Annotated in this window: 20 protein-coding genes; 8 read left to right on the forward strand and 12 right to left on the reverse strand. The window is 74.4% G+C overall.

Annotated features, from left to right (window positions below; translation table 11 throughout):
• Positions 1 to 147: 147 nt before the first annotated feature.
• Positions 148 to 1,761, reverse strand: a complete 1,614-nt coding sequence (locus AB0K25_RS05655; protein WP_363818654.1) for a hypothetical protein — start codon at positions 1,759 to 1,761, stop codon at positions 148 to 150.
• A 144-nt stretch (positions 1,762 to 1,905) separates the two neighbouring features.
• Entirely contained in the window at positions 1,906 to 2,520 is a 615-nt protein-coding gene (locus tag AB0K25_RS05660) for an XRE family transcriptional regulator (protein ID WP_308290865.1), read from the reverse strand.
• A 101-nt stretch (positions 2,521 to 2,621) separates the two neighbouring features.
• On the opposite strand from AB0K25_RS05660, the gene AB0K25_RS05665 reads away from it, so the two are divergent.
• Together AB0K25_RS05665 and AB0K25_RS05670 are read left to right on the forward strand one after the other, a co-directional pair.
• Positions 2,622 to 3,689 (forward strand): NAD(P)/FAD-dependent oxidoreductase, encoded by a 1,068-nt coding sequence (locus AB0K25_RS05665; RefSeq protein WP_363818657.1) that lies wholly within the window; start codon positions 2,622 to 2,624, stop codon positions 3,687 to 3,689.
• On the forward strand, positions 3,682 to 4,416 hold the full coding sequence (locus AB0K25_RS05670; RefSeq protein ID WP_357535429.1) for a class I SAM-dependent methyltransferase: 735 nt from the start codon (positions 3,682 to 3,684) through the stop codon (positions 4,414 to 4,416). The genes AB0K25_RS05665 and AB0K25_RS05670 overlap by 8 nt, the downstream gene beginning before the upstream one ends.
• 188 nt (positions 4,417 to 4,604) lie before the next feature.
• Here AB0K25_RS05670 and AB0K25_RS05675 read toward each other — a convergent pair whose 3' ends face one another.
• Complete coding sequence (locus AB0K25_RS05675; RefSeq protein WP_219464070.1) at positions 4,605 to 7,619, reverse strand: bifunctional [glutamine synthetase] adenylyltransferase/[glutamine synthetase]-adenylyl-L-tyrosine phosphorylase; 3,015 nt, start codon at positions 7,617 to 7,619, stop codon at positions 4,605 to 4,607.
• A 1-nt stretch (position 7,620) separates the two neighbouring features.
• Positions 7,621 to 8,385, reverse strand: a complete 765-nt coding sequence (locus AB0K25_RS05680; RefSeq protein WP_219464071.1) for a type 1 glutamine amidotransferase — start codon at positions 8,383 to 8,385, stop codon at positions 7,621 to 7,623.
• A gap of 79 nt (positions 8,386 to 8,464) precedes the next feature.
• On the opposite strand from AB0K25_RS05680, the gene AB0K25_RS05685 reads away from it, so the two are divergent.
• Together AB0K25_RS05685 and AB0K25_RS05690 are read left to right on the forward strand one after the other, a co-directional pair.
• Entirely contained in the window at positions 8,465 to 9,400 is a 936-nt protein-coding gene (locus tag AB0K25_RS05685; protein WP_219464073.1) for an LD-carboxypeptidase, read from the forward strand.
• Between the two features lie 226 nt (positions 9,401 to 9,626).
• Positions 9,627 to 10,103, forward strand: a complete 477-nt coding sequence (locus AB0K25_RS05690) for a hypothetical protein (RefSeq protein WP_219464075.1) — start codon at positions 9,627 to 9,629, stop codon at positions 10,101 to 10,103.
• Positions 10,104 to 10,248: 145 nt separating this feature from the next.
• Here AB0K25_RS05690 and AB0K25_RS05695 read toward each other — a convergent pair whose 3' ends face one another.
• From AB0K25_RS05695 to glnA, 4 genes are all read right to left on the reverse strand, one after another.
• Positions 10,249 to 10,623 carry a VOC family protein gene (locus tag AB0K25_RS05695; RefSeq protein WP_208568771.1) on the reverse strand — a complete coding sequence of 125 codons (375 nt, stop codon included), beginning with the start codon at positions 10,621 to 10,623 and terminating at the stop codon, positions 10,249 to 10,251.
• 220 nt (positions 10,624 to 10,843) lie between these two features.
• The gene (locus AB0K25_RS05700) at positions 10,844 to 11,536 is read right to left on the reverse strand and encodes a WYL domain-containing protein (RefSeq protein WP_363818663.1); all 693 of its coding nucleotides are present in this window, start codon (positions 11,534 to 11,536) and stop codon (positions 10,844 to 10,846) included.
• Between the two features lie 103 nt (positions 11,537 to 11,639).
• A complete protein-coding gene (locus AB0K25_RS05705; RefSeq protein ID WP_219464077.1) occupies positions 11,640 to 12,065 on the reverse strand; it encodes a DUF350 domain-containing protein in 426 nt (141 codons plus the stop codon).
• Between the two features lie 276 nt (positions 12,066 to 12,341).
• Positions 12,342 to 13,691, reverse strand: a complete 1,350-nt coding sequence (glnA, locus tag AB0K25_RS05710) for a type I glutamate--ammonia ligase (RefSeq protein ID WP_208568774.1) — start codon at positions 13,689 to 13,691, stop codon at positions 12,342 to 12,344.
• A gap of 245 nt (positions 13,692 to 13,936) precedes the next feature.
• On the opposite strand from glnA, the gene AB0K25_RS05715 reads away from it, so the two are divergent.
• The 3 genes from AB0K25_RS05715 to AB0K25_RS05725 all read left to right on the forward strand — a co-directional run bounded on the left by AB0K25_RS05715 (position 13,937) and on the right by AB0K25_RS05725 (position 17,433).
• Positions 13,937 to 15,697: an NAD+ synthase gene (locus tag AB0K25_RS05715; protein WP_363818667.1), complete on the forward strand. Its 1,761-nt coding sequence runs from the start codon at positions 13,937 to 13,939 to the stop codon at positions 15,695 to 15,697.
• 308 nt (positions 15,698 to 16,005) lie between these two features.
• Positions 16,006 to 16,851: a 3-methyl-2-oxobutanoate hydroxymethyltransferase gene (gene panB / locus AB0K25_RS05720; RefSeq protein ID WP_357535437.1), complete on the forward strand. Its 846-nt coding sequence runs from the start codon at positions 16,006 to 16,008 to the stop codon at positions 16,849 to 16,851.
• Between the two features lie 66 nt (positions 16,852 to 16,917).
• Entirely contained in the window at positions 16,918 to 17,433 is a 516-nt protein-coding gene (locus tag AB0K25_RS05725) for a hypothetical protein (RefSeq protein WP_363818670.1), read from the forward strand.
• Positions 17,434 to 17,637: 204 nt separating this feature from the next.
• On the opposite strand, the gene npdG is transcribed toward AB0K25_RS05725, so the two are convergent.
• The 4 genes from npdG to AB0K25_RS05745 all read right to left on the reverse strand — a co-directional run bounded on the left by npdG (position 17,638) and on the right by AB0K25_RS05745 (position 21,321).
• Positions 17,638 to 18,336, reverse strand: a complete 699-nt coding sequence (gene npdG, locus AB0K25_RS05730) for an NADPH-dependent F420 reductase (protein WP_219464080.1) — start codon at positions 18,334 to 18,336, stop codon at positions 17,638 to 17,640.
• Between the two features lie 105 nt (positions 18,337 to 18,441).
• Positions 18,442 to 19,920, reverse strand: a complete 1,479-nt coding sequence (locus tag AB0K25_RS05735; protein WP_363818673.1) for an RNB domain-containing ribonuclease — start codon at positions 19,918 to 19,920, stop codon at positions 18,442 to 18,444.
• A 65-nt stretch (positions 19,921 to 19,985) separates the two neighbouring features.
• Complete coding sequence (locus tag AB0K25_RS05740; protein ID WP_363818676.1) at positions 19,986 to 20,966, reverse strand: histone; 981 nt, start codon at positions 20,964 to 20,966, stop codon at positions 19,986 to 19,988.
• An 82-nt stretch (positions 20,967 to 21,048) separates the two neighbouring features.
• The gene (locus tag AB0K25_RS05745; protein WP_363792551.1) at positions 21,049 to 21,321 is read right to left on the reverse strand and encodes a hypothetical protein; all 273 of its coding nucleotides are present in this window, start codon (positions 21,319 to 21,321) and stop codon (positions 21,049 to 21,051) included.
• A 214-nt stretch (positions 21,322 to 21,535) separates the two neighbouring features.
• Between AB0K25_RS05745 and AB0K25_RS05750 the strand changes: the two genes are divergently transcribed.
• On the forward strand, positions 21,536 to 22,798 hold the full coding sequence (locus AB0K25_RS05750) for a M48 family metalloprotease (RefSeq protein WP_363818679.1): 1,263 nt from the start codon (positions 21,536 to 21,538) through the stop codon (positions 22,796 to 22,798).
• Positions 22,799 to 22,936 lie beyond the last annotated feature (138 nt).

Consider the following 22,936-nt stretch of genomic DNA (forward strand, 5'->3'; position numbering starts at 1 on the left):
CCACGGTGACGCCACGGGGGTGGGCTATAGCAGTGGGCTACGGCGTTGGGCTACGGCGGCGGTGGGCGGGAGCGCCCTGGTGTCGGCACCGGGGCCGCTCGGCGGGTGGGCGCGGGCCGGCCACGTCGCGGCGGCCGGTCGACCCGGTCAGCAGTGACGCGCGGGCAGGAGGTCGCTCGACATCCAGAACTCACCCGGGCCGTCCACCCTGATCTCGGTCCACCCGTCGGGTCCCGGCCGCAGACAGCCGGCTGCCCCCGACAGCGAGAGCCAGCGCGACCACCGTACGCGCACCTGCACGTTCCCGGTCCGGTCGGCCGTGAACCGGACCCCGCTCTGATCCGCGGAGACCAGCCGTCCGGGAGCGCTCACCATCGGCGCGGGGTCGGCGACGGCGTACAGCCGCCAGTCGGCGTTGCGCCACACCTCGCGCAGGTAGGGCTGGCCGCCCAGCACCAGGTTGGCTTCGTCGCGCGCCCACCGGTCGGGTGGCGCGTCGGGCGCGACGGCGACGTAGCGGACGGCGTTGGCGCGCAGCCATCGGGCGTACGACTCGGCGGTCAGCCGGCCGGTGTAGAAGATCGCGTTGCGGTCGGCGTCGACCTGCCGTTCCCACCCCCGGGCCAGCGGGACGGTCGGTGAGAGGTACGCCGACTCCCAGTGGTCGCGCAGCGGCACCACCTCGGCCCGGCCCACCGGTTGCCGTCGGGCCAGTTCGTCGACGAGCGGACGGTAGAAGGCGGCGCCGCTCTGCACCGAACCGGCGCGCGTCACGTCGCTGACCATCACCGGGTTCTGCCACCAGACAGCGGCGACGAGCAGACCGGCCAGCCACGGTCCGCGCACCGCAGCGAACGCGGCGAGCAGCGGCAGGCCGAAGAGCATCGGCAGCCGCAGGGCGTTGGAGCCGATCGGGCTGGGCAGGTAGAAGGCGGCGACCAGCAACACCACGGTCAGCAGCGCACCGATGCGCAGCACCCGGTGTTGCCGGCCGAGGACGGCGTACCCCAGCACGGCCAGCGCCACGTTGATCCGCATCGACTCGGCCGAGTACGGCTGGGTGCCGCCGTTGCCGAACAGCACCGCCATCGGCGCGAGGGCGAGCGCGGGGGTGAGGCTGAGGACGAGTCCGTCGGCCACCGGGCTGGTGGCCCGCCAGCCGCCGGGCAGTGCTCTGCCCGGGCCGTCGCCTCGTCGCAGGGCGGCCAGCAGCACTGCGGCACCGGCCAGTCCGGTGAACAGACCGGCAACCGGGCTGGCCCAGGTGGCGAGGGCGGCGAGCAGGGCGGCTGCCACCAGCCGCAGTGGCCGGCCGGGTCGTTGCGCCGCCACCGCGCAGAGGGCGAGCAGCCCGAACGCGAGCCCGACGGCGAAGGTGATCCGGCCGCTCGCCAGGTTCCCGACCAGGACCACCGCGCCCAGGACCGCGCCCAGCAGGCAACGACGGGCACCGGAGCGGACGAACAGCCAGGCCAGTGCCGCCGACGAGACGACCGCTGCCGACGCGCCGAGCGGCCGTACGCCGACCAGCGCGCCGAGCAGTTGGGTGTAGAGGCTGTAACCGCCCTGGTGGACTCCGCCGTACCAGGCGAAGTCGATGGGGGCCAGGCCGTTGCGGTCGGCGAAGCCCGCGCGGGCGACCTGGGCCGACAGGTCGGTGCCCATCGGCGGGGCGAGCAGGAATGCGACGGCGAGCAGCAGCGACACCGCCAGCGCCGCGAGGACGGGACGCGCGGACTGCTCACGGCGGGTCGTCGGCACCGAGCAGTCCTACCACGGTAGGCGCGGTGACACCCGCCCGGGGTCGTCGCGCACGCCGCCAGTGCACCGGCAGCGCACGCCGCCAGTGCACCGGCAGCGCACGCCGCCAGTGCACCGCCAGCGCGCCGGCACCCGGGCTGCCGGTCAGGGGCGGGTGGGGCGGACCGGGGACGGGCGGGCGCGGACGTGCAGGCGCTCACCCTGGGGGCCGAAGAGGCTGAGGATCTCCGCCGGCTCGTCGTAGGGGTTGCCGAACCAGTGCGGGGTGCGGGTGTCGAACTCGGCGACCTCACCGGCGTCGAGGGTGAGATCGTGGCTGCCGAGCAGCAGCCGGACCCGGCCGGAGAGCACGTAGAGCCACTCGTACCCCTCGTGCGCCTGCTGGGTCGGCTCCCCCACCGGCACCTGCGGTGGATAGATCATCTTGTACGCCTGGACGCCACCCGGGCGACGGGTCAACGGCACGATGGTGACGCCGTGACGGACGACGGGCCGGCGGTGGACCCGGGGGTCGCGGGTCTGCGGCGTGCCGACCAGATCGTCCAGCGGCACCCGGTGGAAGCGGGCCAGGGCGAGCAGGAGTTCCAGGGTGGGCCGCCGGCCACCGGACTCCAGCCGGGACAGCGTGCTGACCGAGATGCCGGTCGCCGCGCCGAGCTGACCCAGGGTCACGCCGCGCTGCTGCCGCAGCGCCCGCAGCCGGGGTCCGACGGCGGTGAGCACCTCGTCCGGGGGGATGTCGCTGTGGTCGTCGGTCACCGCACCAGTTTGCCATTTCGGCAACCAGATTTGGCAGTACGGTGATCCGGGCGCACGATCCGGGGCATCGGCGGGACGGACCCGCCCGTGAGGAGACAGTCATGACGTACCCGGTGGTGCACGACGTGGTGGTGGTCGGTGGCGGTGCGGCCGGGCTCAGCGGTGCGCTCGCCCTGGGCCGGTTCCGCCGCGACGTGGTGGTGGTCGACGGTGGTGCCCCGCGCAACGCCCCGGCCGACCACGTGCACAACTTCCTGACCAACGAGGGTGTCCCACCCGCCGACCTGTACGCGACGGGCCGGTCCGAGGTGGCCCGGTACGGCGTGACCGTCCTCGACGGCACCGTCACCGCCACCCACCCGATCGACCCGGCCCACCCGATCGACCCGGCCCACCCGCACGACGCCACGGCACCGGCGGGCGACGTCGGTCCGGGGCGGTTCGCGGTGACCCTGGCCGACGGCCGTACCCTGCACACCCGCCGGTTGCTGGTCACCACCGGCCTGGTCGACGAGTTGCCCGACGTGTCGGGCCTGGCCGACCGCTGGGGCCGCGACGTGCTGCACTGCCCCTACTGCCACGGGTGGGAGGTACGCGACCAGGCCGTCGGGGTGCTCGCCACCGGCCCGATGGCCGCCCACCAGGCGCTGCTGTTCCGTCAGCTCACCGACGACGTGGTGGTCTTCACGCACACCGCCGGGCCGTTGCCCGCCGACGAGGCGGAGAAGCTGGCCGCCCGGGGCGTCACCGTGGTCGACGGGGAGGTGGCGGAGCTGGAGGTCACCGGCGACCGGCTCACCGGCGTACGGCTGCGGTCCGGCCGGGTGGTCCCCCGGGAGGCGCTGGTGGTGGCCCCCCGGTTCGGCGCGCGGGCCGCTTTCCTCGCCGGGCTCGGGTTGCCCACCGAGGAATTCGTCGTCGGTGGGCACACCTTCGGTGACCGGGTGGCCGCCGACGCCTCCGGCGCGACCGGGGTGCCCGGCGTCTGGGTGGCCGGCAACGTCACCGACCCGCAGGCCACCGTGATCGCCGCCGCCGCGGCGGGGCTGAAGGCCGCCGCCGCGCTCAACGCCGACCTGATCGCCGAGGACACCGACCGGGCGGTGGCCGCGCACCGGGCCACCGCCGCCCGCACCGGCGACGAGGACGGCGGACAGGCCAGTGAGTGACCACGGGACCGGCAACGAGGACGGCGGGCAGGGCCGCAGTACCCACGGGACCGGCAACGAGGACGGGCAGGGCGGCGGGACGCACGGAACCGTTGTCGACGCGGCCGTGGACGAGCAGACCGCCCGGCACTGGGACGAGATGTACCGGGCCCGGGAGCGGCAGTGGAGCGGCCGACCCAATCCGCACCTGGTCGACGTCGTCGGGGCGCTGCCGCCGGGCAGCGCCCTCGACCTCGGTTGCGGCGAGGGCGGCGACGCGGTGTGGCTGGCCCGGCAGGGCTGGCGGGTGACGGCGGTCGACGTCTCCACCACCGCGTTGGAGCGGTCGGCCGCCGCCGTGACGGCCGCCGGGGTGGCGTCCCTGGTCGACTTCCAGCGGCACGACCTGGCCCGGACCTTCCCGGCGGGCAGGTTCGACCTGGTCTCGGCGCAGTTCCTCCAGTCGCCGCTGGACTTCCCCCGGGCGCAGGTGCTGCGGGCGGCGGTCCGGGCGGTCGCCCCGGGCGGACGGCTGCTGGTGGTCGAGCACGGCGCGGTGCCCCCGTGGGGTGCCGCCGAACATCGCCACGTGCGGTTCCCCACCCCGCAGGAGACCCTGGCCGAGCTCGACCTCGACCCGGACGGATGGCACGTCGAGCGCCTCGACGCGCCGCAGCGGCAGGCCACCGGCCCCAACGGCGAGGCCGGCACCCTGATCGACCATCTGGTGCTGGTCCGCCGCCGGTGACCAGGCGACGCCGGTGACCGGGCCGCCCTGGTGACCGGGCCGCCGTCGTCGCCCGGCTACCCGGCCCGGCACGGCCGCCCGGCCCGGCATGGCCGCCCGGCCCGGCACGGCACGGCCGCCCGGCCCGGCTGCCCGGCACGGCCGCCCGGCCCGACTATGCCAACGGCTTCGGTGCCGGCGGCGGGGGCTCAGCTCTCCAGGACCCGCTGCATGGCGGCCCGGGACCGCCGGGCGGTGCGCAGGTAGTCGTCGAGGAACTCCCCCGGGTCGTCCGCACCGAGCAACCGCGCCACACCGGCCAGCTCCACCCCGTGCCGGGGAAGCTGGTCGCCGGCCCGACCCCGGACCAGCATCAGCGCGTTGCGGACCTGCGCGGCGAGGGTCCACCCGGCGACCATCGCGGCGGCGTCCGCCGGGTCGACCAGCCCCGCCTCCCGGGCCGCCGCGAGGGCATCGAGGGTACGCGTGCCGCGCAGCTGCGGGTACGCCCCGGCGTTGCGCAGCTGGAGCAGCTGCACCGCCCACTCGACGTCGGCCAGGCCACCCCGACCGAGCTTGGTGTGGGTGGCCGGGTCGGCGCCCCGGGGCAGCCGTTCGTTCTCCACCCGGGCCTTGATCCGGCGGATCTCGACGACCTGCTCCCGGGTCAACCCGTCGGCCGGGTAGCGGACCGGATCGACCATCGTCTCGAACTCGGTGCCCAGGTCGGCGTCGCCGCAGACGAAGCGGGCCCGCAGCAGCGCCTGCGCCTCCCACACCCGCGACCAGCGGGCGTAGTACTGGGCGTAGGCGGCGAGGCTGCGGACCAGCGGGCCCTGCCGTCCCTCGGGGCGCAGGTCGGCGTCGACGCCGAGCGCCGGGTCGGGGGCGGGGGCGGCGAGCAGCCGGCGCAGTTCCTCGGCGATCGCGTGCGCGGCGGCGCTGGCGGTGCTCTCCGCCGTCCCGGCCGGCGGGTCGTAGACGAACAGCACGTCGGCGTCGGAGAGGTAGTTCGACTCGTACCCGCCGAGGCGACCGAGGCCGATCACCGCGAACCGCAGGCCGGGCAGCTCCGGCTGGGCGGCCCGGACGGCGCGCAGCGCGGCGGACAGGGTGGCGTCGGTGACGTACGACAGGCCGGTGCCGACCCGGGTGACGTCGGCCAGCGGGCCGACCGGCACACCACGCTCGGGTCGCGGGGCCAGCCCGCCGGCCCGGCTGAGCACGTCGGCGCAGGCGATCCGGACGAGTTCCCGGCGGCGCAGCGCGCGTACCGCCCGGGTCGCCTCGACCGGGTCGGCGTGCCGGGCCGCCGCGGCGGCGAACCCGTCGCAGAGCACCTCCCGGGGTCGGGGCGTCAACTCGTTCTCCTCGGCCAGCAGCCGCAGCGCCTCCGGTTCCCGGGCCAGCAGGTCGGCCGCGTAGCGGGACGACGACAGCACCCGGGCCAGCCGGCGGGCCACCGGCCCGGAGTCGCGCAGCAGCCGTAGGTACCACGGGGTGCTGCCGAGGGAGTCGGAGACCTGCCGGTAGTTGAGCAGCCCCCGGTCCGGTTCGGGCGCGTCGGCGAACTCGCTGAGCAGCACCGGCAGCAGGGTCCGCTGAATGGCGGCGGTCCGGCTCACCCCGCCGGTGAGGGCTTCGAGGTGGCGCAGCGCCCCGGCCGGGTCGGCGAAACCGAGGATCTCCAGCCGGTGCCGGGCCGCCTCCGGGGTGAGCCGCAGGCCGTCGGCGGGCACCCGGGCCACCGACTCCAGCAACGGCCGGTAGAGCAGTTTGGCGTGCAGCCGGCGTACCTCGGTGGCGTGCGCGACCCAGTCGGCGCGGAAGCTCTCCACGGCGCTGCGGCCCGGGATGGCGGCGTAGCCGAGCGCGGCGGCCAGCCAGCGCAGCGCGGCCGGCTCGGTCGGCACGGTGTGGGTGCGCCGCAGCGCCTGGAGCTGGAGCCGGTGTTCGACCCCGCGCAGGAAGCGGTATCCGCGCAGCAGCGCCTCACCGTCGGCCCGCCCGACGTAACCGCCGGCCACCAGCGCGCGCAGCGCCGGCACGGTGCCCGGCACCCGCAGCGACTCGTCGCCCCGGCCGTGCACCAGTTGCAGCAGTTGGACGGCGAACTCGATGTCCCGCAGCCCGCCCGGACCGCGCTTGATCTCGCGGTCCAGCTCCTTCGGCGGGATGTTGTCGATGATCCGGCGGCGCATGGCGCGTACGTCGGAGACCGCCTCGGGACGCTCGGAGGCCCGCCAGACCAGCGGGGCGAGGGCGTCGACCCACTCGCCGGCCAACGCCAGGTCACCGGCGGCCGGGCGGGCCTTGAGCAGCGCCTGGAACTCCCAGGTGCGAGCCCACCGCTGGTAGTAGGCGAGGTGGCTGGCCAGGGTACGCACCAGCGGCCCCCGGTTGCCCTCGGGGCGCAGCGCGGCGTCCACCGGCCAGGCGACCAGCCCGCAGATGTGGATCAGCCGGGCGGCGACGGTGGTCGCGGCGGGCAGGTCCTCGTCGGTCGCGGCCACGAAGATCACGTCGACGTCGGAGACGTAGTTCAGCTCGTCGCCACCGCACTTGCCCATCGCCACCACGGCCAGCCGGGGCCGGGGCGTGCCCGCCGGCAGCTCACCCACCGCGATCTCGTACGCCGCCGCGAGGGTCGCGTCGGCCAGCGCGGACAGCGCCGACATCACCTGCTCCAGGCCGCGTCCGCCGGTCAGGTCGGCCGCCGAGATCCGCAGCAACGCCAGCCGGTACGCCTGCCGCAGCACCGCCACCGGCGCGGTGGCGACGGTCAACCGGCCGGCGAGGGCCAGGTCGAGTCGACCGTCGGCGGTGGGGGCCAGCCCGTCCGGGGCGGTGCCGAGCACCGTCCACTGCCCCGGGTTGGCGACCAGGTGGTCACCCAGTGCGGAGGAGGCCCCGAGGACGGCGACCAGCCGACGCCGCAGACCCGGATCGGCGGCGAGCCCGGCCAGCAGGGCCGACCCGGTGGCGTCGGCGGCGGTGCGGCGTTCGGTCTCCACCATCCGGTGCAGTTGACGCAGCGCCAGATCCGGGTCGGCGGCCCGGGAGAGCGCGGCCAGCAGGTCGGCCGCCGCGCGGTCGGTGGGCTCCTGCTCGTCGGCCTGCCACAGCCCGAGCCCGTCCGCGCCGAGCAGGTCGGCGGCGCGGACCCCGCCGTCGCCCTCGGCGAAGCCGTAGCGGGCCAGCCGTCCCCTGGTCGATCTGCTCATCTCAGTGCCCGAGCAGGGGCAGGCTGCGGCGGGTGTCGTCGTCCAGCTCGCCGAGGGCGAGGGCGGCGAACCGGACGGCGAACGGCTGCCACACCTCCTCGACGTCGGCCATCACCCGGTCGCAGGCGGCCACCACCAGGTCCTCGTCGTAACCCAGCTCGGCGAGCAGTTCGGAGCCGCGCGCCCACCCGGCGATCATCGCGGTGTCGCACTCGATGTGGAACTGCAGGCCCCAGGCCCGGTCGCCGAGCCGGAACGCCTGGTGCGGGTAGCGGGTCGAGGCGGCCAGCAGGGTGGCGGCCCGGGGCAGCTCGGTGATCTCGTCGGTGTGCCACTGGAGCACGTCCGGGATCAGCGGCACGTACCGGAACAGCAGGTCACTTTCGGCGGCGTCGCGCCGGCCGACCACGCCCGGGCCCACCTCGGGGCCGGACGGGCTGCGCTCGACCAGGCCGGCGTGCGCGGTGGCGAGCAGTTGCGCGCCGAGGCAGACGCCGAGGGTCGGCACCCGGTGCCGCACGGCCTTGCGCAGCAACCCTTCGAGCTTCGGGAACCAGGGTGCGCCGGGGGTGCCGTCGGGGGCCGGGTAGGCGTGCTGGTCACCGCCGAGCACCACCAGCGCCACGTGGCCGGCGAGGTCGTCGGGGAGTTCGTCGCCGGCGTACGGGCGCAGCAGCCGCAGCTCCAGGCCCCCCTCCACCAGCCACTCCCCCAGCCGTCGGGGGTCGTCGGTCGGGTCGTTCTCGATCACCAGTGCGGTTCCCACGCCGTCGAGGCTATCGGGTTCGTCGACGGACACCCGGAACGCCTCGGACCGCGCGGCGGGGCGACTATGCTCGGCCGCTGTGATCGCCGACGACCCGTCCGTCCTGCGCCCGCCCGTGCTGCGCGAGGGCGACACGGTGATGCTGGTCTCGCCGTCCGGGCCGACCCGGCCGGAGCGGGTGGCCCGGGGTGTCGAGTTACTGACCGGCTGGGGGCTGCGCCCGGTGGTGGCACCGAACGCGTACGCCCGACGGGGTTACCTCGCCGGTGACGACGCGCTGCGCGCCGCGGACCTGAACGCCGCCTTCGCCGACCCGCAGGTGCGCGGGGTGATCTGCACCCGGGGCGGGTACGGCGCGCAGCGGGTGGTCGACCTGATCGACATGGCCGCCGTGCGGCGGGACCCGAAGGTGGTGGCCGGGTTCTCCGACATCACCGCCCTGCAGTTCGCCCTCTGGCGGGGGGCCCGGCTGACCGGCGTGCACGGCCCCGGGGCGGCCTGGGTCGACGAGCGGACCCCGCTGCGCTCGGCGGAGTCGCTGCACGCCGCGCTGATGACCACCGCGCCGGTGACCGTGGCGGCGGTGCCCACGGAGGAGACCTACCCGGTGCGGGTCCCCGGTCGGGCGGTGGGTCGGCTGCTCGGCGGGAACCTCTGCCTGATCACCGCCACCCTGGGCACCCCGGACATGCCGGACCTGACCGGGGCGGTGCTGCTCGTCGAGGAGGTGCAGGAGCCGCCGTACAAGGTCGACCGGATGCTCACCCACCTGCGCCGCGCGGGCGTGCTGGACGGCCTGGCCGGGGTGGCGGTGGGCCAGTTCACCGACTGCGCCGACGGCTGGGACACCACCGTCGTGGACGTGCTCACCGACCGGCTGGGCGACCTCGGCGTGCCGGTCCTCGGCGGCCTGCCGATCGGCCACGGCCCCGGCCAACTCACCGTCCCGGTGGGCACCCCCGCCACCCTCGACACCGAAACCGGCACCCTCACCACCACCCCCGCCGTCCAGTAACCCCCACGCCCCACCCCCACCCCCACCCCACCCGCTCCGGCCCCGACCGTTCCGGTGATCAAGAGGTTCGCGTCACCGGAAAGCCCGTTCCTGACCGAAACCTCTTGATCACCGGGGCGGTGGGCGGGATTTTCAGCTGGGGGACAGGGTCGGGAAGGGGGATTCCCAGGTTCGGTGGTCACTGTCGGTGACGTCAACGCATCACCACCGACGTACTGGAGGACCGATGTCCCGCATGATGTCGAAGAAGCGCCTGCTGGTCGGTTTCGCCGCCGCTGGTGTGCTCGGGGTGGGGATCGCCGCTCCCACGGTTGCCTTCGCCGAGAACGGGGCCACCCCGACGCCGAGCGCCAGCAGCGAGGCCGCTCAGGGCACCGACCGGCAGCAGCAGCGCGCCGACCGGCAGAACGAGTTCGTCGAGGCGCTCGCCAAGGAGTTGGGCGTGGACACCGACAAAGTGACCGCCGCCCTGGAAAAGGTGCGCGAGCAGCACAAGGACCGCGCCACGGGTGACCGGCCGGAGCGTCCGTCGCCGCAGGACCGGCAGGAGAAGCTGGCCGAGCGGCTGGCCCAGGCGGTCAAGGACGGCAAGCTCACCCAGGACCAGGCCGACGCGATCACCAAGGCCGTCGAGGCCGGGGTCTTCCCGGGGCCGGGTGGCCCCGGTCACCACCGCGGCCCGGCGGGTACGCCCGGCGAGTGACCCACCTCCGGCCCGCCCGACCCGGCGGGCCGACAATCGACCCGCCAGGGCCGACGTTGCGGTGTCCGACGCACTGGGACACCGCAACGTCGGCCCTGGCGTAAAGCGCTGCCACCCGAGGAAGCGCAACACCGACCCGCTGGCGTCAGGCGCTGCCACCCGAGGAGAAGAGACCGAGGTGGGTGCCCACCGGGTCGCGCACCAGGGCGAGGGTCAGGCCGCTCGGCGTGGTCCGGGGCGGGGTCAGCACCGTGCCGCCCGCCGCCTCGGCCCGCCCGCAGGTCTGCGCCACGTCGGCCACCTCGGCGTAGAGGATCGCGTAGCCGGGCGCGTCCTCGGCGAGAGCCCGGATGCCGCCGCCGATGCCGGTCGGCTCCCCCGCCGTGGTCGTCCGGTAGGAACCGCCCTCGGCCGTGCCCTCCTCGGTGAAGGTCCAGCCGAACAACTCCGCATAGAAGCTCTGCGCCTCGTCCGGCCGGTCGGTGCCGATCTCGAACCAGGTGACGGGTGTACTGGTCACGCGTTGCCTCCTGTTCCCCGCCGACCGGGCGGCCGGCGGGCTCGGCAGTCAGCCTCCCGGGTGTCCGCGACACCGTCCTGTCGGTGTTTACCGCCCGGTCCACACGGCCCGCACGCCGACCCGTCCGGACAGCCCGCACGCCAACCGGCCTGCACGGCCCGCACGCCGACCCGTCCGGACAGCCCGCGCCGACCGGACTGTGCGGCCGGCCCACGCCGAGTCAGACCAGGGTCAGCCGGCGCACCCGCTCGGCCGGGACGTCCAGGTCGGCCGGGGAGAACTCCCGGGTCACCCGCTGCGACAACGCCTCGACCCCGACGATCCGGTCGGTACGGAAGCAGCGCAGCCCGTCGCGGAGCCGGCACCAGGCGAGCAGGTACCAGTGCCGGTCGTTGCCCAGGTAACCCAGCGGCTCGACCTCGCGCGACGAGGGCACCCCGCAGCGGTCGGCGTACCGCAGGCGGAGCATCCGACGGGCGGAGACCGCGTCGGCGACGACGGCCGGGACGGACGTGCCCGGCCCGGTGCCGACCAGCAGCACCCGGCCGGCGAGCAGGCGCGCGGCATCGGCGTCGGCGGCCGGCAGCACCGCGAGCAGCTTGCGCAGTGCGGTGCTGCCGGCCACGGCGAACGGGGTGCCGGCGAGCCGGTGCAGGGCCACCGCCATCGCCACCGCCTCGGTGGCGGTCAGGTTGACCGGCGGCAGGGTGTGCGACCGGTCGACCACGTAACCGCCGGTGCGGCCGGGCTCGGCCCAGATCGGCACGCCGGAACCCTGGAGGGCGACGATGTCGCGTTCGACGGTGCGGGTGCTGACCTCGAAACGGGTGGCCAGCCAACGGGCGCTGCGCGGCCGGGGCGACACCGCCCGCAGCTCCTCCACCAGGGCGTAGAGACGATCCGTCCGGTTCACCCCCGCACGCTACGACGGGGGTACGACGCACCGCCCCTGTCCGCCCCGGCGGGGAGGGCGGACGGGGGTCGGCTCGGACGGTACGGGCGGCAGGGCCCCCGGTTCAGGCGATGCAGGCGCAGACGATCAGAGCCGCACCGAAGTGGGTGGCGGCGCTGACCCGGGCCGCCGGGTGCGGCTGGTCCGAGCAGATGACCTCACCGAGCTTGCCCGGGGTGAGCAGGTCCAGCACGCCGAAGGCGAGCGCCATGACAGCCAGCCCGATCAGCCCGAAGAGCACCGTGGAGGCGAGCCCTTTGGCGAAGTCGTCGTAGCTGGTCACGATCGCGGTGAAGACGATGCCGGCGACACCCAGCTGATTGGCGGCCAGCAGCAGCCCGGCGTTGCCGTTGCGCTGCACCCAGATCAGCTCGCGCAGCTTGCCCGGGGTGAGCACGTCGACCAGCACGAAGCCGGCCGCCATCAGCGCCACCCCGACGATCCCGAACACGACGCTCTGCCATGCTCCGGTGAGCAGATCATCCAGCACCGACGGCCTCCCGACCTCCTGCGCCCGGCGCGGGTGCCGGCACGGTGATCGAGACGATAGCGGCACCGCGCCACCCCCGACACCCCCCGGACCGTCGAACGCCCGGACCGTCGGCAGACCCGGCACCGCCGAACGCCCGGGCCGTCAGCCGACCCGGCACCGCCGAACGCCCGGACCGTCAGCCGGCCCGGCACCGCCGAACGCCCTGGGCCCCGGCGGACCCGGGACGTCGAGGACCCGGGGCCGCGCGGGCCCCGGGTCCTCGACGTCAACGGGTCACAACGACAGGTAGCGCTGCCGCTCGTACGGGGTGACCTCGCGGCGGTACTGCTCCCACTCGGCCCGCTTGTTGCGCAGGAAGAAGTCGAACACATGCTCGCCGAGCACCTCGGCGACCAGCTCGGAGCCGGCCATCACGTCGATCGCCTCGGACAGGTTCTCCGGCAGTGCCTCGTAGCCCATCGCGCGGCGCTCGGCGCTGGTCAGCGACCAGACGTCGTCCTCCGCGCCGGGTGGCAGCTCGTAGCCCTCCTCGATGCCCTTCAGGCCGGCGCCGAGCATCACCGCGAACGCCAGGTAGGGGTTGGTCGCCGAGTCCAGCGACCGGACCTCCACCCGGGCCGAGTTCGGCTTGCCGTACGCGGGGACGCGGACCAGCGCGGACCGGTTCAGGTGCCCCCAGCAGACGTACGCCGGGCTCTCGGTGATCCGGTCCGGCAACGCCTGCGGGAACAACCGCTTGTACGAGTTGACCCACTGGTTGGTGACGGCGGTGTACTCCCGGGCGTGCATCAGCAGGCCGGCGATGAACGACTTCGCCACCTTCGACAGTTTCATCGGGTCACCGGAGTCGTGGAACGCGTTGCGCTCCCCCTCGAACAGCGACAGGTGGGTGTGCATGCCGCTGCCCGGCTGGTCGGTGAACGGCTTCGGCATGAAGCTGGCCTGTACGCCGGTGGACAGCGCCACCTCCTTGACCACGTGCCGGAAGGTCATGATGTTGTCGGCGGTGGTCAGCGCGTCGGCGTAGCGCAGGTCGATCTCCTGCTGGCCGGGGGCGACCTCGTGGTGGCTGAACTCCACCGAGATGCCGATCCGCTCCAGCGCGAGCACGGCCTGGCGGCGGAAGTCCCGCGCGACGGCGTGCGTGGTGTGCTCGAAGTAGCCGCCGGTGTCCACGGCGGTGGGCACCGAGCCGTCCTGCGGGCCGTTCTCCAGCAGGAAGAACTCGATCTCCGGGTGGGTGTAGAAGGTGAAGCCCTTCTCGGCCGCCTTGGACAGCATCCGGCGCAGCACGTGCCGTGGGTCGGCCCAGGACGGGCCGCCGTCGGGCAGCAGGATGTCGCAGAACATCCGGGCGCTCTCACCGCTGACCCCGCCCTCGAACGGGAACACCTGGAAGGTCGTCGGGTCCGGCATGGCGACCATGTCGGACTCGAAGACCCGGGCGAAGCCCTCGATGGCCGAGCCGTCGAACCCGATGCCCTCCTCGAAGGCTGCCTCCAGCTCCGCCGGGGCGACTGAGACGCTCTTGAGCGTCCCCAGCACGTCGGTGAACCACAGCCGGACGAACCGGATGTCCCGCTCTTCCAGCGTACGGAGGACGAACTCCTGCTGACGGTCCACTTCCCCAACCCCTCGCGACGTACGTCCGGCACCGGTCGGCCGGTCCGTCCTGACCGCCCAGTCTTCACCGGCCTGGTTAAGCAGACGTTACGCGACCTGCCGCCGCTCGTCCTGCGGTGTCCCGACGGCCGGATCGACGGGCGGCCCCGCCACCAGCGGCGGGCCGGCCGGGCGCGGCGAGAGGGTGGCCGTCGTCTCGTCGCAGCCGCCGGGTCGACCGCCTGCGGCTGGGGCAAGATGAGGTCATGCCCACCCTGCGTCTGGCCCTGTGCCAGGTCAACCCGACCGTCGGCGACACCGTCGGCAACGCCGAGCTGATCCGCGCCTGGACCCGTCGGGCCGCCGACGCCGGCGCCCAGCTCGTCGCCTTCCCGGAGATGACACTCACCGGCTACCCCGTCGAGGATCTGGTCTTCCGCCGTTCCTTCGTCGCCGCCTCACAGGCCGCGGTGCGGCAGCTCGCCGCCGATCTGGCCGCCGACGGCCTCGGCGACCTGCCGGTCGTGGTCGGCTACCTGGACGCCGACGGTCCACCCCAGGTCAGCGGGGACGCCCAGCCGGGCCGGGGGGCCCGCAACGCCGCCGCGCTGCTGCACCGGGGTGAGGTGGTCGCGACCTACTTCAAGCACCACCTGCCCAACTACGGCGTCTTCGACGAGGACCGCTACTTCGTGCCCGGCGACACCCTGACCGTGGTCCGGGTGGGCGGGGTGGACGTGGCGTTGACCATCTGCGAGGACCTGTGGCAGGCCGGGGGCCCGTTCGCGGTGGCCCGGCAGGCCGGCGTCGGCCTGGTGGTCAACATCAACGGCTCGCCGTACGAGTTGAACAAGGACGACGTCCGGCTGCCGCTGGTGCGTCGCCGGGCCGCCGAGGCCGGGGCCCCGATCGCGTACGTCAACATGGTCGGTGGTCAGGACGAACTGGTCTTCGAGGGCGACTCGATGATCGTGGACGCCGACGGGGAACTGCTCACCCGCGCGCCGCAGTTCGTCGAGCACCTGCTCGTGCACGACGTGGAGCTGGCCGGGGCGGGACCGCACCCCGCCGACACCGAGGACCTCGCCGACGGGATGCGGGTGCTGCGTCGTACCGTCGAGGTGGTGCCGGCGGCCCCGACCGGGCCGGCGGCCGACGGCGGCCTGCTGGCGCCGGTGGCCGACGAGGCCGAGGTGTGGCAGGCGCTGGTGCTGGGCCTGCGCGACTACGTCAACAAGAACCGCTTCCCCTCGGTGGTGCTGGGCCTGTCCGGCGGGATCGACTCGGCGGTGGTGGCCGCGCTGGCCGTCGACGCGCTCGGCCCACGGCGGGTGGTCGGCGTGTCACTGCCCAGCCAGCACTCCTCGGAGCATTCCCGGACCGACGCGGAGGACCTGGCCAAGCGCACCGGCCTGGACTACCGCGTCGAGCCGATCCAGCCGATGGTGGACACCTTCCTGGCGAACATCTCGCTGTCCGGGGTGGCGGTGGAGAACCTCCAGGCCCGGGTGCGCGGGGTGATCCTGATGGCACTGTCGAACCAGGAGGGGCACCTGGTCCTCACCACCGGCAACAAGAGTGAGCTGGCGGTCGGCTACTCGACCCTCTACGGCGACTCGGTCGGCGGGTTCAACCCGGTCAAGGACGTCTGGAAGACGCTGATCTGGCGGCTGGCGAAGTGGCGCAACGCCGACGCGGCCCGCCGGGGCGAGACCCCGCCGATCCCGGAGAACTCCATCGGCAAGCCCCCGTCGGCCGAGCTGAGCCCCGGCCAGCTCGACAGTGACAGCCTGCCCGACTACGACGTGCTGGACCCGATCCTGATCGGTTACGTCGACGGTGACCTGGGCCGGGCCGGCCTGGTCGAGTCCGGCCACGACCCGGCGGTGGTCGACCGGGTGCTGCGGCTGGTGGACACCGCCGAGTACAAGCGTCGGCAGTCCGCCCCGGGCACGAAGATCTCGATGAAGGCGTTCGGCCGCGACCGTCGGCTGCCGATCACCAACCGCTGGCGCGAGGACGGCTGAGCATCCGGGCCGGCCGACCTGCGGCCGGCTGAGCGTCCGGGACCGACCGACCCGGGTCGGCTGAGCATCCGGGACCGACCGACCCGGTCGGCTGAGCATCCGGGACCGACCGACCCGGTCGGCTGAGCAGCACAGCCCGACCGACCCGGGTCGGTCGGGCACCCCGACGCCGGCCGGCCACGGTCGGTCGGCGTCGCCCCGGCGGAGTGAAATCCTGCACTGTTCCCTGCCGTCGACCGGTCGCGTGGTGCGACGATCGCGACGGAACCCGGGGACCGCGACAGCGGCCTCGAGGAAAGGAGACAGTCATGGTGGAGTCCACCCCGACCGAGGTGACCGCCCTGTACGGCGGGCCGGCCACCCGACGGGTCCGCACCCGCGACCTGATCGCCGCCAAGGAGCGCGGCGACCGGTGGGCGATGCTCACCTCGTACGACCAGTACACCGCCGGAATCTTCGACCAGGCGGGGATTCCGGTGCTGCTGGTCGGCGACTCGGCGGCGAACAACGTGTTCGGTTACGAGACCACCCTGCCGGTGACCGTCGACGAGTTGTTGCCGCTGGTCAGGGCCGTGGTCCGGGCGACTCGGCACACCCTGGTCGTCGGTGACCTGCCGTTCGGCTCATACGAGGAGGGGCCGACGCAGGCGTTGCGCACGGCGGTGCGGTTCATGAAGGAGGGTGGCTGCCACGCGGTGAAGCTGGAGGGCGGCCGACGCTGCGCCGACCAGATCGCGGCGATCACCGGGGCGGGCATCCCGGTGATGGCGCACATCGGCTTCACCCCGCAGAGCGAACACACCCTGGGCGGCTACCGGGTGCAGGGTCGCGGCGACACCGCCGACGAGGTGCTCGCCGACGCGCGGGCGGTGGCCGGGGCGGGGGCGTTCGCGGTGGTGCTGGAGATGGTGCCGGGTGAGGTCGCCAAGCGGGTCACCGCCGAACTGGCGATTCCCACCGTCGGCATCGGCGCCGGCCCCGACACCGACGCCCAGGTGCTGGTCTGGCAGGACATGGCGGGGCTGCGCACCGGGAAGGCCCCCCGGTTCGTCAAGCGTTACGCCGACCTGGCCGGGGCGCTGACCGAGGCGACCCGCCGGTTCGCCGACGAGGTACGCGGCGGCGACTTCCCCGCCACCGAACACACCTTCTGAGGTCGCGCCGGAGCCTGGTGGGGCGCTGCCCCCACCGCCCCACCAGGCTCCGCTAGGGTTCCGCTCGTGAATCATGCTCGCTTCTCGACTGTCGCCCTGACCTGTCTCTCCGTCCTGGCACTCGCGGCGTGCAGCGAGGCGAAGCCGTCGACGACGACCGCGCCGTCGTCCTCCGCCACCAGCGCGGCCGCGCCGGCCACCTCCCCCTCCGCCACGGCCGCGCCGACCACCGACGCCCCGACCGCAGCCGCCGACCCGGCAGCCGACAAGAAGCTCTGCACGGCGGCCAAGAAGATCGCCGAGACGACGAAGGTCGACGTCGTGAAGGCCGCGATGGCGGGTGGTGACCCGAACCCGGCCATCAAGAAGGCCTACAACGAGATGGCGTCGGGCCTGGCGAAGGCCACGGCCGGCACCCCCGGCAGCGAGGCGGCCACCGCGCTGGCGGCGTTCGGCGTCGCCGCCGGCAGGGTGGCCACCGCCCCGGACATGGACGCCGCCGCCGACGGCCCCGAGTTCCAGAAGACCAGCGCCATGGCGAACGCCGCCTGCAAGAAGGCCGGCGTCGACATCAACTTCTGACGGTGACGAGAGGGGAGCGGGTCACCCGGGCCGTCCGACCCACCGCCCGACCGCCCGCACCGGGGGCCGGCCGGGGTCCCGGAGGTCACCCGTGACCGCGACGGGGCAGCACACCTCGGCACAGCCGGGTGGCCCGCTCCCGCATCCGCACGGTCAGCAACCGAGTCGGGGCAGCCGGGGTGATCTGCTCCCACATTCCCACCGTCAGAGGTCGGTGACCCGGATGCCGGCGTGCGCCTTGTAACGCTTGTTGATGGCGATCAGGTTGGCGGTGAACGCCTCGATCTGGTGGGCGTTGCGCAGCCGGCCGGCGTAGATGCCGCGCATCCCGGGGATCCGGGCGGCCAACGCGCCGACGATGTCGACCAGTTCCCGCTCCTCGGTGCAGATCAGCACGTCGAGGTCGATCCGGTCGATCTCCGGGTCGGCCAGCAACGGCGCGCTGACATGGTTGAATGCCGCGCAGACCCGCGAGTCGGGCAGCAGTGCCGCCGCCTGCTGCACCGCGCTGCCCTCGGCGACCGGCAGCGCGTACGGGCCCTGCTTGTCGAAGCCGAGCGGGTTGACACAGTCCACGACGATCTTGCCGGCCAGTGGCCCGGCCAGCGCGCCGACGGTGGCCGCGTGCCCGTCCCACGGCACCGCGATCACCACCACGTCGCTGCGGCGGGCCACCTCGTCGTTGTCCGCGCCGGTCACGTCGACCCCGGCGGGCAGCCGGGGCAGCACGGCGATCTCCGCCGCCGCCTCGGCCGCCCGGTCGGCGGAGCGGGACCCGATCAGCACCTGCTGACCGGCGCGGGCGAACCGGTAGGCCAGCCCCCGCCCCTGGTCGCCGGTGCCACCGATGATGCCGACGGTCAGCCCGGACACGTCGGGAAGGGTGCTCGCGTCGTATGCCATGGCGTCATCCTCGCAAACCGCCCGCACGGTCAGCGGCACAAGGCGCTGTGACGCTGCCCGCCCCGCCAGGGCCGCCGGACAGGGCGGGACCCGCCGGGGCCGGGTTCAGGCCCGCGCGAAGAGGACCTTGCGGCCGACCGGGTCGGCGGTGACCAGGCGTACGGTGACCCGCTCCCCCAGTGGCAGCTCACCGGTGCAGCGGGCCCGTACCGGCGGATCGTCCAACGCCACCGTCCCGCCGGGCACCCGACCGGGCTTCGACTGACTGTTCGGCGGTGCGTCCACGTCCAGCACCGCCGCCGAGAACGTCTCCCCCACCCGGTGCTCCAGCAGCACCGCCTCGGCCAGCTCGATCGCACCCCGGGTGGCGGTGCCCGCCGTCCGGTCGGTCGAGGCCATCGCCTCCGGCAGCCGGGGCAGCGCCGTACGGGCCCACTCCGGCACCTCACGGCCCTCGTGCAGGGCCAGGCAGACCTCCGTGGCGTACCGGTCGGCCAGTCGACGCAGCGGGGCGGTGACATGGGCGTACGCGGCTGCCACCCCACCGTGCTCCGGCTGTTCGGGCAGCTCGCCGTCGAACGCCGTGTACGCCGCACCGCGCATCAGTTCGGCCGCCTGGTCGACGAAGGCGGCGGCCCGGGGCTGCGAGGCGTCCAACCCGGCCAGCACCTCCCCCACCCGTACCCCGTCCGGCCAGTGCACGCCCAGCGGGGCCGCCGCCGCGCGCAGCCGGGCCACCGCCTCCGGCTTCGGTGCCGGCATGGTGCGCAGCAGCCCGATCCGACCGGCGAGCATGATGTCCGCCGCCGCCATCCCGGTGAGCAGCGAGATCTGGGCGTTGTGGTCCTCCATCGGACCGGGGCCGCGCAGCACCAGCCGCCACCCGTCCCCGTCGGGCTCGACGTCCTGCTCGGGCAGGGGCAGGTTGACCGCACCCCGGCGCAGGCCACGGGCGGTGAGCAGGGCGCCGATCTCGGGCAGCAGGGCGATCGGTTCGGGGAGCCGACCGGCGTCGGCGGCCACCTGCACGCCCGAATAGTCCAGTTTGGCGCGGCTGCGGACCAGGGCGCGCTCCAGCCCGACGGCGACGGTGGCCCCGTCGGTGTCGAGGTCGATGGTCCAGAGCACCGCCGCCCGGTCGACGTCGGGCAGCAGGCTGGCCGCCCCTTCGCTGAGGGTGTGCGGGTGCAACGGCACGTTGCCGTCGGGCAGGTAGACGGTCTGCCCGCGCCGCCAGGTCTCCTCCTCCAACGGCCCGCCGGGGCGCACGTGGGCAGCGACGTCGGCGATGGCGTACCGCACCCGGTAGCCGCCGGGGCGGGCGCTGAGGTGCATCGCCTGGTCCAGGTCGCGGGAGGCGGCCGGGTCGACCGTGACGAACGGGATGTCGGTACGGTCGGCCACGGCGGGCGGCGGGGCGTCGGCCACGGCGGGCGGCGGGGCGTCGGCCACGGCGGGCGGCGGGGCGTCGGCCGCCTCGTCCGCCTCGCGCTGCGCTGCGGCCGGGAAGCTGTCGGGCAGTCCCAGCTCGCGGCGCAGCGCGCCGAAGTCGATGCGGGGCGCGAGCACACGTCGGATGACCACGGGTCAATCCTGGCAGCGTGCCGCGCGATCCGCTCTCCGGCAGGCGGGCGACGGTCTCCGTACGGTCAGCCGGTGGCCTTCCGGGCGCGGGAGCGGGCGCTGGCCGGCGCGGTGGCGCGCGCCGGCGCCGTACGGCCGGGGGCCTTGCGGGCGGTGACCTTCTTGGCGGGCGTCTTCGTGGCGGTCGCCTTCTTCGCCGCCGCCGTACGGGTGGCCGTCGCGCTCGCCTTCCGGGCCGGGGCCTTCTTCGCGGTCGACTTCGACGCGGGTGCCGTCTTCGCGGTCGACTTCCTGGCCGGCGCCTTCTTGGCTGCGGCGGCCTTCTTGGCGGGCATCGTCGTCTTCGCCGCCGCGCTCTTGCGGACCGCCGTGCTCTTCGCGGGCATCGTCGCCTTCGTCGCCGTGGTCTTCCGGGCGGCCGTGCTCTTCGCGGGCGTCGTTTTCTTCGCGGCCGTGGACTTCGTGGCGGCTGTCTTCTTCGCGGGCGTCGTCTTCTTCGCCGCAGTGGTCTTCCTGGCGGCGGTCCGGGCGGTCGCGGTGGTCTTCGCCGCCGCCGCCGCGGTCGTCCGCTTCGCCGCCGTGGTCTTCTTCGCCGCCGTGGCCCGAGCGGTGGCCGTGGTCTTCTTCGCTGCGCCGACGGTCTTCCGGGCGGCGGCGGTGGTCTTGCTGGCGGCCTTCTTCGCCGGGGCCTTCCGCGCGGTCGACTTCGACGCGGTGCTCCTGGCCGCCGGGGCCTTCTTCGCCGTCGACTTCGATGCGGGAGCCGTCTTGGCGGTGCTCCTGGCGGCCGGGGCCTTCTTCGCCGTGCCGGTCATGCCGGCCGCCGTCTTCCGGGCCGTGGCCGTGCCGGCAGCCGGGGTCCGGCCCGAGCCGGCACCCGCCGCGTTCGCCGTCGCCCGGCCGGCCGACGTCTTGCGGGCCGCAGCCGTGGTGGTGGTGGTGGTGGAGCGGCGGGCCGCAGTGCTTCGGGTCGCGCCTGCGGTCCGCGCCGCCGCGGCGGTCTTCGTCGCGGCCGGGCGGGTGGTGGCCTTTGTTGCTTCGGCCATCTCGGTTCCCTCCTTGGGGACATGCTCCCGCGTGCCTCCTCACGGAGGCACGGAGTCCTCGACGCGGGCCGTCCCGCGCCGTTCAGTTGCCCTCCCCGGCCCAGCGGGCATCTTCGGCCTCCCACGCCTCGTTACGCTCCTGCACCTTCTGCAGGGCGTTCTCCGCGTCGGCAGCCGAGGGATACGGTCCGAGAACGTGCTTGGCAGGGCACACGTCGGCATCGGTCTCGACCCGGTGGTGTCGGGTGCACCAGTAGTAGTGCCCACCACTTCCGCTGTCGTTCATGAGATCACTGTGCACCGGGCGCAGCCCGACCGCCACCGGATCGCCGCAATTGGTCGCGACCACATCCACAGTAGACGTGCTCGGACGCCCCGGAGGCGAAACCGCGAAATCGGCCCCGACCTGCCCGGGAGCACCCGAAACCGGCCCGGCGACACCGCGCCGGAGACCCGGTTCGGGGGCAGACACGGCTCGGGCACGCCCCCGGGCCGCCGGCTCCGCGCGGGATCGGGTGAGCCGGAAAGCTGGTGGTACGACTCCCGGGGCACCGGCAGAATCGGGCGTCGTGATCACGACGGGGACCTGTCCGCGCTGCGGCACGGCGACGGTGTCGATACGGGCGGCGATGCCCTGGTGCGCGGACTGCGAGTGGAACCTGGACGGCTACGATCCCGGGCGTCGGGCGCCCGAGTTCGGCTGGGCGTGGGTCGATCGGCGCACCCACCGGATCGCGACCCGGCTGAACCGTCGGCAGTACGCCATCCTCGTCGGCCGTCCGTTGGAGCCGGCCGGACCGGGGCTGGCCGGGATGGTGACGGCGACCGCCGCGCTACTGCTGGTGGTCGGGGTGCTGGCGCTGGCCGGGCTCGGCTGCTCGCTGCTCTTCGCGTACCCGTTCCCGAATGCCGCGGTGGTCTTCGGGGTGGCGCTGGTCGGGCTGGCGGTGGTGCTGCGACCTCGTGTCGGGCGGCTCGATGCCGATCTGGAGGTGCTCGACCCTCGACGGGCTCCGGAGTTGCACGCGCTGGTCGCGGAGGTGGCGGCAGCGGTCGGCGCGCCCGTGCCGCAGGTGATCGGGGTGGACGGCAGCTTCAACGCGTACTCGACCTCGGTGGGGTTGCGGCGGCAGCGGGTGCTCTGTCTCGGACTGCCACTGTGGGGTGCCCTCGACGGGGCGCAGCGGGTCGCGTTGATCGGCCACGAGTTGGCGCACTTCGTCAACGGCGACGTCCGCCGGCTGCTGGTCACCCAGCCCGCGCTGACGATGCTCGGCAACGCCGCCGACCTGTTCCGGCCGTCTCCCACCGGCCGGCCCGGCGGGTTGCTGGAGATGGTCGGCGCGGCGTTGGGCCGGGCGGTCTCGTGGATGCTGTCCCGGCTGCTCTTCGGCGTTCACCTGCTGCTGGTCTGGACGGCGTTGCGGGACAGCCAGCGGGCCGAGTACCTGGCCGACGAGTTGGCCGCCCGGGCGGCGGGCAGCACCGGCGCGCGCGACCTGCTCGACGTCCTGCTCAGCGGGGACTCGGTCACCCTGGTGGTGCGGCAGGCGTCCCGGGGCGGGCAGGGACCACGACAGTGGCGGTCCGAGGTGGCGCGGGCCCGGACGGCGGCGGCCGGGCGAATGCCGCTGGTCCGTCAGTTGTCGGTCCGGGAACACGCGTCGCTCTTCGCCTCGCACCCGCCGGCCGGACTGCGCCACCGGATGCTCACCGCCCGCGCCCCGCACGAGCCGACGGTGACGCTGGACGAGAGTCGGATGGCGCGCCTCGACGCGGAGTTGGGCCGGCACTTCGACCGGGCGGCCCGGATCGTCGCCTGGTCCGGCTGAGCCCTCGTCCATGGTGCTCGGGGTCCGAACGCGGGACACGGCAACCAGCGGATCAGGGACTTCCGCCCCTTCCATCCGGAGCAGGTACCTGGTAGCAGCTCGCCCCGGGATGAACCATCCTTCGGCGTGGTCCTCCTG

This window comes from Micromonospora sp. NPDC049257, from assembly GCF_040678915.1.
GTDB lineage: Bacteria > Actinomycetota > Actinomycetes > Mycobacteriales > Micromonosporaceae > Micromonospora > Micromonospora antibiotica.